At 33.7% G+C, this 13,899-nt stretch carries 12 protein-coding genes and 1 pseudogene; all 13 read left to right on the top strand.

The genetic code is table 11. From position 1 onward, the window contains the following. Positions 1-6 precede the first annotated feature (6 nt). Positions 7-1,338, top strand: coding sequence for an alpha/beta fold hydrolase (locus tag RR643_RS00455; RefSeq protein ID WP_332482001.1), 1,332 nt, complete (start codon positions 7-9; stop codon positions 1,336-1,338). Next, positions 1,335-2,558 carry an aminopeptidase gene (locus RR643_RS00450; RefSeq protein WP_332469264.1) on the top strand — a complete coding sequence of 408 codons (1,224 nt, stop codon included), beginning with the start codon at positions 1,335-1,337 and terminating at the stop codon, positions 2,556-2,558. The genes RR643_RS00455 and RR643_RS00450 overlap by 4 nt, the downstream gene beginning before the upstream one ends. A gap of 149 nt (positions 2,559-2,707) precedes the next feature. Then, positions 2,708-4,339 (top strand): Na/Pi cotransporter family protein, encoded by a 1,632-nt coding sequence (locus RR643_RS00445; RefSeq protein ID WP_332469263.1) that lies wholly within the window; start codon positions 2,708-2,710, stop codon positions 4,337-4,339. Positions 4,340-4,375: 36 nt separating this feature from the next. Further along, positions 4,376-5,041, top strand: coding sequence for a uracil-DNA glycosylase (locus tag RR643_RS00440; protein ID WP_332469262.1), 666 nt, complete (start codon positions 4,376-4,378; stop codon positions 5,039-5,041). 2 nt (positions 5,042-5,043) lie between these two features. Continuing rightward, positions 5,044-6,270 (top strand): bifunctional folylpolyglutamate synthase/dihydrofolate synthase, encoded by a 1,227-nt coding sequence (locus RR643_RS00435; protein WP_332482000.1) that lies wholly within the window; start codon positions 5,044-5,046, stop codon positions 6,268-6,270. Between the two features lie 2 nt (positions 6,271-6,272). After that, positions 6,273-7,142: a DUF3137 domain-containing protein gene (locus tag RR643_RS00430; protein WP_332481999.1), complete on the top strand. Its 870-nt coding sequence runs from the start codon at positions 6,273-6,275 to the stop codon at positions 7,140-7,142. A gap of 1 nt (position 7,143) precedes the next feature. Then, on the top strand, positions 7,144-7,671 hold the full coding sequence (locus RR643_RS00425) for a LemA family protein (protein WP_332469259.1): 528 nt from the start codon (positions 7,144-7,146) through the stop codon (positions 7,669-7,671). Positions 7,672-7,788: 117 nt separating this feature from the next. Next, positions 7,789-8,925 carry a glucose-1-phosphate adenylyltransferase gene (locus RR643_RS00420; protein WP_332469258.1) on the top strand — a complete coding sequence of 379 codons (1,137 nt, stop codon included), beginning with the start codon at positions 7,789-7,791 and terminating at the stop codon, positions 8,923-8,925. A 12-nt stretch (positions 8,926-8,937) separates the two neighbouring features. Then, positions 8,938-10,053: a glucose-1-phosphate adenylyltransferase subunit GlgD gene (glgD, locus tag RR643_RS00415; protein ID WP_332469257.1), complete on the top strand. Its 1,116-nt coding sequence runs from the start codon at positions 8,938-8,940 to the stop codon at positions 10,051-10,053. Between the two features lie 8 nt (positions 10,054-10,061). Next, positions 10,062-11,495 carry a glycogen synthase GlgA gene (gene glgA / locus RR643_RS00410; RefSeq protein WP_332469256.1) on the top strand — a complete coding sequence of 478 codons (1,434 nt, stop codon included), beginning with the start codon at positions 10,062-10,064 and terminating at the stop codon, positions 11,493-11,495. A gap of 237 nt (positions 11,496-11,732) precedes the next feature. Further along, positions 11,733-12,932, top strand: coding sequence for a phosphoglycerate kinase (locus RR643_RS00405; protein ID WP_332469255.1), 1,200 nt, complete (start codon positions 11,733-11,735; stop codon positions 12,930-12,932). Position 12,933: 1 nt separating this feature from the next. Then, on the top strand, positions 12,934-13,677 hold the full coding sequence (gene tpiA / locus RR643_RS00400; RefSeq protein WP_332469254.1) for a triose-phosphate isomerase: 744 nt from the start codon (positions 12,934-12,936) through the stop codon (positions 13,675-13,677). An 80-nt stretch (positions 13,678-13,757) separates the two neighbouring features. Beyond that, positions 13,758-13,899: pseudogene (gene eno, locus RR643_RS00395) on the top strand (phosphopyruvate hydratase); the annotation flags it as partial.

The raw sequence follows: 13,899 nt of genomic DNA, 5'->3' as shown, positions 1-13,899 counted from the left end.
GATCGTATGAAAAAAATTATTCTAGTGCTGCTTTTGGGATGTATGTTCTTAACAGGTTGTAGTGAAAAAGAAAAGTTAGAAGTTACTTCAGAAAATATTCTTGCTGTAAGTACTACAATTGCAACAGCGCTAAAAGATCAAGATTATAAAACAGTACAAAGCTATTTATCGAAAGAAACAAAAAAAGATGTGAGTGATGAAAAACTTAAATCAGCTTGGGATAAGTTAGTTACAGATGCGGGTGCATATGTTTCGATGGAAGCCTTTGAGTTTCGTCCAGATGATCGTGATTTAGGTATTGTGAATTATACATTTGAAAATAAAGTAATTCGCTTATCATTAAAATACGATGAAAACATGGAAGTAAAACAAATTAATTTGAATGAAAACCACCCACAAATCGAAGCTATAACTACAGAAGATTTCACAGAAACCAATGTGAAGGTAGGATATGGTAACATGCTAGATGGTATGTTGACATTACCAAATGGAGTGGAAAATCCTCCCGTGGTGATTTTGTTACAAGGGTCTGGAAGTTCAAATTTAAATGAAGAAATTTTTGAAAATAAACCATTTGAAGATATTGCGCATGGATTAGCTCAACAAGGTATTGCCTCTATTCGATATGATAAAAGATATTACGCTTATCCAGCGTGGGATGGTGTTCGTTCACAAACTGTAGATTGGGAGTATTTCATTGATTTTTCAAACGTAGTACATCAATTAGAAGATATGCCTGTTAATCACAACCAAATTTATTTAATGGGACATAGTCAAGGTGGTATGTTGGCGCCTCGCTTAGCTTATGATCATCCAGAGATTAAAGGGATTATATCACTTGCGGGAACTCCAAGAGGTTTAGAAGAAGTGATAAAGGATCAACAAATTAATGCACTTCTGGCGCAAGGATTAAAACTAGAAGACATTGCGGGTCAAATAAAATCCATTGATGATAATATCGCAAAGATACAAGGACTAACAGAAGAAACTGCAGATGATTATGTGGTATGGAATATGCCTCTTAAATATTGGTATCAATTAAATCAATCACGCGCTAAATTATTCTTTGAAGATTTAAAATGTGATGTATTGATATTACAAGGTGAAGAAGATTTCCAAGTATTCTTTGACAATGATTATGAGGAATGGAAAAAACTGAGTGAAGGAAAAGACAATGTGATGATGAAATCTTATCCAGGATTAAGTCACTTATTTATGCCATCTATTGAAGGAACAACAGCAGATTATCAAATACCTGCACAAGTTGATCAACAAGTCATTGATGATATGGTAAAATGGATTCAAACAAGAGAGTTAAGTAAAGGGGAAAAGAAATGAATACAAAAACACTAAAGAATTATGCGAAGTTAGTTGTCAAAGTGGGAGCTAATGTTCAAAAAGGACAAGATGTAAGAATTTTGGTATCACCACAAAATGTTGAGTTTGCGCATTACCTTGCTGAGGAAGCTTATAAAGCAAAAGCAAGAAAAGTAATCGTCGACTTTTCAGATGAAACATTGATTAAGTTAAATTATAAATATCGTTCATTAAAAACATTAAGCACTGTTGAAAAATATGAAGAAGCAATTGAGCAATACGATGTTGATAATAAACCGTGTTGTATCTATGTTGAAGATAAAGATCCAGATTATCTAAATGGTGTAGATACTGCGAAGATGTCAAAAGCAAGACAAGCACGTTATCCAATATTAAAACCATATAGAGAAGCAAATGAAAATAGATACCAATGGGTTATTGTGGCTCTACCTTCTGTAAAGTGGGCTAAAAAAGTATTCCCAGGAGTAGATGAAGAAGAAGCATTTGAAATGTTAGATGAAGCTATTTATCAATGTACTCGTTTAGATGGAGATCCAATTGCGAATTGGGAAAAACATGTGAAGACACTTGCAACTAAAGCTCGTAAGATGAATCGTTATCACTTTGATCGTTTGACTTATACATCTTCGAATGGTACTAACTTAACAGTTGGATTGCATCCAAAACATGTTTGGTTAAGTGCAGAAGAAACACAAATGAATGGTACGCAATTTGTTGCGAATATGCCAACTGAAGAAGTATTCACAATGCCAGACAAATATCGTGTAGATGGTAAAGTGGTTTCTACTAAATCATTATCTTATCAAGGAAATCTTATTGAAGATTTTACAGTTCAATTTAAAAAAGGTAAAGCTGTAAAAGTAAAAGCTAAAGTTGGACAAAAATACTTGGAAGAAATGATTAGTATGGATGCTTCGGCACCTTATTTAGGAGAAGTAGCACTTGTTCCTTATGATTCACCAATTAATAGAACTGGAATTATGTTCTATAATACATTGTTTGATGAAAATGCTTGTTGTCACTTAGCGTTTGGTATGGCATTTAGAAATAATTTAAAAAACTATGAAAAGATGTCGAATGAAGATTTTGAAAAAGAAAATTATAATGATTCTATGATTCATGTTGACTTTATGATTGGATCTGAGGATCTAAAAATTGTTGGTACAACAAAAGAGGATAAAGAAGTTGTAGTATTTGAAAACGGAGTTTGGGCAATCTAAATCTTAAAAAGCTTTATTTTAGGTAGATAAATACTAAAATAAGGCTTTTATTTCGCCTGATATTAAAAAAAATAATAAATTATACGATTTTGAATGAATTTGTAGGCTCGTCTTGTTATAATAAACCTGTAAACTTTGGGGGACACGCGATGAACATTTCTTGGGATGCGATATTAGGCGGATTTGGCCTCTTTATATTCGGTATAAAATTCATGGGGGATGGCTTAAAAAGCCTAGCTGGGGATAAACTTAGAGAATATATTGATAAATACACTTCAAAACCAATTATGGCTGTATTAATTGGTACCTTGATTACTGTTGTAATTCAATCTTCGTCCGCAACTACTGCGATTACGATTGGATTAGTTCGCGCAGGTTTGATGAAACTTGAACAAGCTGCGGGTATTGTAATGGGTGCTAACATTGGTACAACCATTACAGCTTTTATTATTGGTTTAAAAGTTGAGAAGTTCGCTTTATTCTTCGTCTTTGCAGGAGCATTAATTTTATGTTTCGGAAGTCGTAAAAAATTACATTATTTGGGAGAAGTAATTCTTGGATTTGGATTATTATTCTATGGATTAAGAATTATGGGAGATGCTTTAAAAGCACTTAAAGATATTCCTGAATTCATATCATTTGCACAACTTGCAGGAGAACAACCAATTTTAGCGTTAGTCGCAAGTACGTTGATGACGGGGTTAATACAATCATCATCAGCCGTTATTGGGGTTGTACAAAAGATATATGAAGCGGGTGGTATGCCACTAATGGCGGCAATCGCATTCGTGTTTGGCTCAAATATTGGTACAACAATTACAGGTATTTTTGCAGCAATAGGTGGATCACTGGCAGCTAAGCGAACGGCAGGTATTCATACCTTATTTAACGTTGTAGGTACATTGTTAGGGATGCTCCTTCTGGTACCATATGTTCAAATCGTAATTTATTTGACGGGAATATTTAATTTATCACCGATGATGCAAATTGCGGTGGCACATATTATATTTAACTTAGTAACAACTTTACTATTCTTCCCATTCTTAAAACAAATGTGTGCATTAGTACGTAAGATTATTCCAGGTAATGAACCTGAAAAATTGGATGTTAATCTAGATGGATTATCAGATGTATTACCACATACGCTTCCAAGTTCAGCACTAAATGTTGTTCGAGAAGTAATTGTTAAGATGAATGCGGTAGTAGAACATAATGTTAAAGATTCACAAAAATATTTAATGAATTCAAAAGCGAATGCAGAAGACAAAGATAACATTCTACAATCAGAAGGATTAATCAATTCCTTGGATAAAAAGATAGTCGATTACTTATTATTGATATCGAAAGCTGATATGACGGATTCTGACTTTGTGGAATACAACTTGGATTTACAAGTTGTTAAAAACTTAGAACGTATTGGAGACTTAACAGTAAACTTAACAGAATTTTATGAAATGGTTAAGGAAGATAAGTCAAACTTTACAAAAGAAGCAATTAATGAATTGAATTCAATGTATGAATTGTTCTATCATATGATAAATAGTGCAATGGATATCTATTTACATAAAGACTATGCCAAATATGAAGCATTGATGGAAGATGAAAACTACATGGACTTATTGGAATATGAATCACGTCAACGTCACTTCGAAAGAATGCGTGATGGAAAATGTTCTTCCATGGTTTCAGGTTCAGTTTATTGTGATATTTTAAGTAATATGGAACGTATGGCGGACCATTGTTGCAATATTTCGAAAGCAGTATTTGTTGATAAGAAATAAACCATCGTAAGATGGTTTTCTTATAGAGGTGAGAGAATGATAAAAAACGAATGGACATCTTTCCTGCATGAAGAGTTTGAAAAAGATTACTTTAAGAAGTTATCGAAATTTATTCATGAAGAATATGAACACAAGAAAATATATCCAGTAAAGGAAAATGTATTTGCAGCTTTTGAGAATACTGACTTTTCTGATGTTAAAGTTGTGATACTTGGACAAGATCCATACCATCAACCTCATCAAGCTCATGGCATGTGTTTTTCAGTACAAAAAGGGGTAAAGATACCACCAAGCTTATTAAATATTTATAAGGAATTACAAAATGATTTGGGATATCCCATTATAAACCATGGATATTTAATGTCATGGGCTAAACAAGGGGTATTCTTGTTGAATACGATTTTAACAGTGGAAGACTCAAAACCTTTATCACATAAAGGTAAGGGGTGGGAGATTTTTACTGATGAGGTTATTCGTAAATTAAATCGAAGAGAAAAACCGATGGTATTTATCCTGTGGGGAAGAAATGCTAGAGACAAGAAAGTACTTATCACAAACAAGAATCATTTAATACTAGAAGCATCACATCCTTCGCCATTATCAGCACATACAGGGTTCTTTGGTACAAAACCATTTTCAAAAAGTAATGCATTTTTAAGTCAGAATAATCAAACACCAATTATGTGGAAGATTGAGGAATAATTATGTTTAGGACAATCGATGAAGCAGTGAATTGGATAACAAATAGAAGAAATTTATCTAAAGGATTTGAATCCTATTGTGAGTTGATGGAAACATTAGGTAATCCACAAGACAAAATACCATCAATTCATATTGCAGGTACAAATGGTAAAGGGAGTACATGTACATTTATTAAGGATTGTTTAGTTGAAGCAGGATACAAAGTTGGAACATTTACATCTCCTCATTTAATTCAACATCAAGATCGTATACGGATAAATGGTGAATGGATAGAGGAAGAAGTATTCGTTCATTTATGTAATGTATATAAAGAAGTAATCGAAACAAATGAGTTAAATATGTTTGAGATTGATTTTTTAATTGCGTGTGCATATTTCATTCAAGAACAAGTTGATTTCATGATTATTGAAGTTGGTTTAGGTGGTAGATTGGATTGTACAAATTGTTTGCATCATCCTTTAATGAGTTGCATCACTTCAATTGGTTTAGATCATATGGAATTATTAGGTGATACGAAAGAGAAAATAGCGATTGAAAAAGCGGGTATCATTAAAGAGAATGGTATTTGTGTGGTTGGCCGAGTGGATTCTTCTGTATTTGATGAGATAGAAAAAGTTGCGATGAAGCAACATGCAAAATTGTTGAAGATATTGAATTATATAAAAACAGGTGATGATACATTTGTGGTAATGGATAATGAGTATACCATTACCAGTAAGGCAAGTTATCAAATGCATAATGCAACATTAGCCCTTACTGTACTACAGGAATTAAAGAAGAATCGTTATATAGAAATAAGTGACATACAATTACAGAGTGGAATTAAAAAGAGTGTTTGGGAAGGAAGATTCGAAGTCATCAGCCAAAAACCTCTTATTATCTTAGATGGAGCTCATAATGAAGAAGGAATCGAGGCTTTACTTGATGCAGTTCAAGTTTATCCTAAACCATGGAATTTTGTATTTGCAGCACTAAAGGATAAACCTGCAAAACAAATGGTACAAAAGATTGTGGATGTTGCGGATCATGTGATCGTGACAGAATTTGAGTTTTATCGTGTTCTTTCAAGTGAGATGTTGAAGATCAATGATGATGTGGAATGCATTCCTAATATGGATGAAGCCATTCGAAAAGGTGTGAGTCTTAGCGAAAAAAATGGTACACTAATTCTATGTGGCTCACTTTACTTTATTAGTGAGGTTAGAGCTAAATTAAAGTCAGGGGTATGAATATGAATAAGGAATTAATTAAGATAGAGAGTTATCGTGTTCAAGCATTAATATGGAATGTTGCAAGCTCAGTGTTGGGGGTATGTGTCATTCTTATGGGTGTATTTTCAGGGACTCCGTTGTTGATGTTTATCGGAGTTGGAGTTCTAATCGGGGGTATAATGCTTGGATCAAGTAAAACAGCAACATACCGTCATGAGTTTAAAGATTATTTCATTCGTTCAGCATTTGAACGTAACTTTGAAAGTAGAGTTAAAATCAATTGGGAAGGAATGGATTTGGGAGAAATAGAAGAAGCTTTCGTTATTCCTTATGGCAACTCCAATCGTAGTGATGATGAGGTCGTATTTGACTACAAAGGTATTCATGTACGCCGTACAGATGTAAGCACAGAACGAGTAGTAAGTAATGGTAAAACAACAACACGTGTTCAATTGTTTAAAGGACAATATATGGTATTCTCATTTCCTAAACCCATCATGGCATTTACAGTAGTGCGTGAAAACAAATGGTTTGATAGTAAACCTGGAGGATTATTTAGTGGATGCCCAAGCACAGAAAAAGTTGAACTTGAAAGTGTTGAATTTAATAAAGAGTTTGTTGTATTTTCAAGTGATCCACACGAAGCATTTTATTTATTAACGCCACCGTTTATGGAAATCTTGTTGGATTTCCAAAGAACATATGGGGTAGAAGTATTCTTTGGGTTTATGCGTAATGAATTTCATGTCGCAATCAATTCAGAAGAAAACTTATTTGAACCATCTATCCTTGTACCCGTTAAAAGTATAAGTATGAATACTTATGATACAGATATTCTTAAAATAAAAAGAGTTATTGATCAATTGAATTTAATTGAAGAGGGAGAATAAAATGTTGATACTAATTATTGTAGCCATAATAGTGGTTGTTGGGATTTCTATCTACAACAGTATTAAAGTAGCACGAATCAAAGTTGAAGAAGGTGCATCAGGAATTGATGTTGCTTTGGCTAAACGATATGATGTAATAACTAATTTAGTTGAATGTGTTAAAGGGTATGCGAAACATGAAGCAGAAACTTTAGAAAATATCATTGAAGCAAGAAGTTCAATGACTATGAAGGAAAAGGCTGATTGTGAAGAAAAATATAATAATACACAAACAAAATTATTGGCGATTGCAGAAGGGTATCCAGATTTAAAAGCAAATGAAAATTTCTTACAACTTCAACGTAGTATTGTGGATGTTGAAGAACATCTTCAAGCAGCAAGAAGACTTTATAATGCAAATGTAGCTTATTATAATCAAAGATTGGAAACATTCCCTAGTAATGTTGTTGCGAATATGATGAAAGTAACAAAAGAAGAGTACTTCCAAGCAGCTCAAGAAGAAAAAGAAAATGTACGAATTAAACTGTAAGAAAGTGATACCTGTCACTTTCTTTCTTTTTTTCAAAAAATTGAATAGATACTTTTAAAAAACATTAATTTAGTTTATAATGAAATTATAAATAAAGATCATGTGAGGGAAAAGATCATGAGACAAAATAATAATATGATTGCAATGATTTTAGCGGGTGGAAGAGGCTCGCGACTTTTTGAACTAACCAAAAAGGTAGCAAAACCTGCAGTTTATTTTGGAGGAAAATATCGTATCATTGATTTTCCACTAAGTAATTGTGCAAACTCTTCTGTAGATGTTGTAGGAGTATTAACACAATATGAATCTGTGTTATTGAACTCTTATGTTGCAAGAGATCATCATTGGGGATTGGATGCGAAGGATAGCGGAGTTTTTGTTTTACCTCCTCGTGAAAAAGATGAGACTGGTTTTGGTGAGTATCGTGGAACGGCAGATGCAATTACACAAAACATTGATTTCCTTGATCAAATGAAAGCAGAATATGTGCTTATTTTATCAGGGGATCACATTTACAAAATGGATTATGCAGATATGCTTCAACATCATAAAGAAACTGGTGCTGATGCAACCATTGCGGTACTTGAAGTGCCACTAAAAGAAGCAAATCGTTTTGGTATCATGAATACGGATAAGAATGACATCATCATTGAATTTGAAGAAAAACCAGCGAAGCCAAAGAGTAATTTAGCTTCTATGGGTATTTATATTTTTGAATATAAACAACTTAGAAAGTATTTAACAATCGATGAGAAGAATCCTGATTCGTCTCATGACTTTGGTAAAGACATAATTCCTAATTACTTAAATGATGGTAAACGTTTAGCAGCTTATCGTTTTAAGGGATATTGGAAAGATGTTGGTACAATTGATAGTCTATGGGAAGCAAATATGGATTTAATTAATCCAAAGAATGAATTGGATATCTTTGATCCAGATTGGAAGATTTATACAGAAGATGTGAATGCTGTTCCTCAATTTATTGGGGATAAAGCAGAAGTGAATAATGCATTGATTACACAAGGTTGCCAAGTGTATGGAAGTGTTAAGAATTCTGTGCTCTTTACAAATACTGTTATATCGCAAGATGCAAAAATTATTGATTCTGTCATCATGCCAAATGCAACGGTAGGTCGAGGTGCAAAAGTCACTCGTTGTATTGTTGCGGATGATGTAGAAATAGCACCAGGTGCTGTGGTAGGTAATAAAGATAGTGATAGCATTCTTCTTGTAGCGAAGAATGTATCGAAATAGGAGGACAGGAAGATGATTGATGCATTAGGGATTATCAATTTTGAAGACTCAACTGCTGATATTGAAGGTTTAGGTAAATATCGACCTGTACCGGCGATTAGTATTCTAGGACGTTATCGTATTATTGACTTTGTCTTATCCAATATGACAAATTCTGGTATGTCACAAATTCAAGTTCATATTAAAGAAAAACCACGTAGTTTAATTGAACACTTAGGAACAGGATTACATTACAATATCAATTCTAAGCGTGGTAAATTAAGATTATTATATGGCGAAAGTAAAGTGATGTCTGAAGTGTATAATCATGATATTGGAAGTTTTATTCAAAACATGCAATACATCGAAGATTCAAACAAACCATATGTGATTGTTGCACCTAGTTATATGATTTATAAAGTAGATTACAGTGAAGTATTAAAAGAACATATTGCATCACAAAGTGATATTACAGTGTTATACAAAAATGTGGATAACGCTAAAACTGAATTTATTGGTTGTGATACATTGGTGATGGATAAAGATAAACGCATTACTTCAATAGAAAAAAATCGTGGTAAGTATAAAACACGTGCTGTTTCAATGGAAGCTTATGTATTAAGTAAAAGATTATTTATTGAACTAGTAAATCGTGCTGCAAATACAAGTGCATTGTATTGGTTCAAAGATATTTTAAGAGAAGTATGTGGTGAGTTAAAAATGGTAGGAAGTCCAGTTCGTGGTTATGTTGCGTGTATTAATACACTACCTTCATATTTTAAAGCGAATATGGAATTACGTTGTCCTGATTTGGCTTCAGACTTGTTTGTTGAAGACTGGCCAATTCATACAATGACAAATGACTCAGCACCAACACTTTATACAAAAGATGCAGATGTTTGTGGCAGTGTTGTTGCGAATGGATGTTGCATTGAAGGTAAAGTTGAAAATTGCGTTATTGGACGTAATGTAACTGTTAAAAAAGGTGCAGTATTAAAGAATTGTATTATTTTGCCAGGTGCATTTATTGGTGAAAGTGCAAAACTAGATAGTGTTATTGTGGATAAGAGTGCAATTGTTCATCATGTTAAAAAATTGGTTGGAACTCCAGAAGCTCCAATTTATGTAAAACGTGCTGATAGAATTTAGGAGATTTTATGAAATCAATTTTATTTGCAGCTTCAGAAGGATTACCTTTTATTAAAAGTGGTGGACTTGCAGATGTTATCGGTTCATTACCAAAGATATTAAATCAAAAGGGATATGATGTAAGAGTTGTATTGCCTTTGTACAAAAAAGTTGCTGAAAAGTTTTTTGGAGACTTTGAATATTTAGGTACAGTTCAAATTAAAATTGGATGGATTGATCAACCTGCGAGTTATTATAAAACAGAAGTTGATGGAGTTACTTATTATTTTATACAACATCAAGCATACTTTGAACGTGATGCTTTGTATGGATTTGCGGATGATGGCGAAAGATTCTCATTCTATCAAAAAGCAATTCTTGAAATGTGCAAAATGTTAGATTTCTTTCCAGATATTATGCATGCTCATGATTGGCATACAGGTATGTTGGCAGCGCTAACTAAAATTCACTACAAAGATGATTGGCGTTTTGACAAAGTGAAACATGTTTATACAATCCATAACTTAGCATTCCAAGGAAATTTTCCAAAAGATATTCTTGGCTCATGTTTAGGCTTATCTTATAAGTATTATGAAGATGGTTCAATGCGTTTTGATGGTGGTATTAGCTTCATGAAAACAGGTATCGTATACTCTGATAAAGTAACAACTGTGTCTCCATCATATGCAAAAGAAATTCTGACTGCAGAGTTTGGTGAACATTTAGATGAAATCTTACGATATCGTCAACATGATTTATGGGGTATTGTGAATGGTATTGATACAACTGAATGGGATTCTCAAACAGATAAACGTATCACAAAGAACTATACTTTGAAGAATGTGGCAAAAGGTAAACGAGAGAATAAGATTGCGTTACAACGTGATTTAGGTTTAAGAGAAGCACCAGATGTATTGCTTGTGGGTATGGTATCTCGATTGACTTATCAAAAAGGTGTCTATTTAATTGCTGAACGTTTGGCTGATATCATGGGACTTGATCTACAATTTGTGGTATTAGGTACGGGTGAGCAAGATGCAGAAAGTACATTTAGATACATGGAAGAAAAATACAAACGTCGTGCAGTTTATTATTGTGGATACAATGAAGATTTAGCACATCGTATCTATGCTTCTTGTGATTTATTCTTAATGCCATCATTGTATGAACCTTGTGGTATTGGACAATTAATCGCAATGCGTTATGGTACATTACCATTAGTTCGTGAAACTGGTGGATTACGTGATACTGTACATGCATATAATCAATATACAAATGAAGGTAATGGATTTAGTTTTTGGGCATTTAGTGGGGATGACTTAGTTCATACACTCCATTGGGCTTCAGACACATATTATTCTAATCCAGAAGGATGGAAGAGTTTAGTACAACATGCAATGGAAACAGATGTAAGTTGGGAATATAGTGCAAATCTTTACCATGAATTGTATGAAATGATTTAATTGAAAAGTGAATATAAAGTAGGGACGGTTAGCTAATAATCGTCCTTTTCTATGTAAAGTTGAGTTTAAATGAAAGGACAATAAAAGTTAAAAAAATCGATAAAAAAATGAATAAAAAAAGAGTTTACTTAAGTAAGCGTTTTCATATTGTGAAATCTTACACAAAGTGCTTTTTTTACGTTTACTTAGATTCGATTTCGGTGTTATAATTTAGAGGCAAAGAGGAGGATAATTTGCATGGCAAAACAAACTGTAAAAGATTTAGATGTAAAAGGTAAACGCGTCATAGTTCGTGTTGACTTCAACGTTCCTTTAAAGGATGGTGTGATTACGAATGATAATCGTATTCAAGCAGCACTTCCTACAATCAACTATTTAACTGAAAATGGTGCTAAAGTTATTCTAATGTCACATTTAGGCAAGATTGATCATAAAGATCCAGAAAAATGTGAAGCTGGTAAAAAGAAAAATAACATGGCTCCAGTTGCAGCACGCTTAGCAGAGCTTGTTCCAGGTAAAGTAACATTTGTTCCTGAAACTCGTGGTGAAGTATTAGAAAAAGCTGTTGCAGACATGAACGAAGGAGATATCGTTCTTATTCAAAATACTCGTTATGAAAAAGGTGAAAGCAAGAATGATCCTGAATTAGCTGAATACTGGGCTAAACTTGGAGATTTATTTGTTTCTGATGCATTCGGTTCTGTACACAGAGCACATGCTTCAACAGTAGGTATTGCAACACACTTACCAAGTGCTTGTGGATTCTTAGTGCAAAAAGAAATCGAAAACTTAAGTGCAGCTATTGATAATCCAAAACGTCCTTTAGTAGCAATTTTAGGAGGAGCTAAAGTTTCTGATAAGATTGCAGTAATTGAAAACTTATTAACAATCGCTGATAAAGTAATTATCGGTGGTGGTATGGCTTATACATTCGCTGTTGCGGAAGGTCATAGCGTAGGTAATTCATTACTTGAAGCTGATAAAGTAGACATGGCTAAAGATTTCATCGCTCGTGGTAATGGAAAATTAATCCTTCCTGTGGATACAGTAATCGCAAATGATTTCGAAAATCCAACAGATATTAAAACAGTAGATATCGATGCAATGCCTGATGGTTACATGGGTCTTGATATCGGTCCTAAAACAATTGAATTATTTAAAAATGAATTACAAGGTGCTCATACAGTAGTATGGAATGGACCAATGGGTGTATTTGAAAAACCTGAATTTGCAACAGGTACAATCGAAATTTGTAAAGCAATTTCTGAATTACCTGAAGCAATGACTGTTATTGGTGGAGGAGATTCAGCTTCTGCAGCAATTAACTTAGGATTCAAAGACAAATTCAGTCACATTTCAACTGGTGGAGGAGCTTCACTAGAATATATGGAAGGCAAAGAACTTCCAGGTATCGCAATCATTCAGGAGAAAGCATAAGATGAGAAAACCAATTATTGTAGGAAACTGGAAGATGAATAAAACTTGTAAAGAAACAGTTGAATTCATCAATGCAATCGAACCAGTTTTACATGATGCAGCTGATTATGGAGTTGGTGCTCCATTCACTGCACTTAAAGATGCAACTTCAACTGCAAAGAACTTAATCATTGCAGCTGAAAATTGTCATTTTGAAGACAATGGCGCATTTACTGGAGAAGTAAGTGTTCCAATGTTAGAAGAATTAAATGTTAAATATTGTATTATCGGACATTCTGAACGTCGTACAATGTTTGCAGATACGGATGAAACAGTAAACAAAAAAGCAAAACGCTTAGTTAAAGCTGGAATTACTCCAATCGTATGTATTGGTGAAACTGAAGCTCAATATGATGCAGGAGAAACTGAAAAAGTAATCCGTAGTCAATTAACTGGAAGTCTTGCAGACATGTGTGCTGATTGTGTTAAAGACATCGTTATCGCTTACGAACCAATTTGGGCTATCGGTACTGGTAAATCTGCTAGTAAAGATGATGCACAAAATTGTTGTGCAATCGTACGTGATCAAGTACGCAAAATGTATGGCGATGATGCAGCTGAAGGAGTTCGTGTTCAATATGGTGGATCAGTTAAACCTGAAAACATCAAAGAATACATGGCTTGTCCAGATATCGATGGAGCATTAATTGGTGGAGCATCATTAAAAGTTGATTCATTCACTGCAATTATTGAAGCTACAAAATAGTTTTAAAAACAACTGAATAAAGGTTTAAAAATTAGCCTATCAAATGTATAATTAAAAAAGAAAAGAAGGAGGGTATTACAATGCCTTATATAGTAGACGTTTACGCACGCGAAGTTATCGACTCACGTGGAAATCCAACAATCGAAGTTGAAGTTACAACAGAATCTGGTGCATTTGGACGCGCAATGGTTCCATCTGGTGCATCAACAGGTGAAAGAGAAG

This window comes from Anaerorhabdus sp. (assembly GCF_036637135.1).
GTDB lineage: Bacteria > Bacillota_I > Bacilli_A > Erysipelotrichales > Erysipelotrichaceae > Anaerorhabdus.
This window is presented reverse-complemented; position numbering and strand designations above follow the sequence as displayed.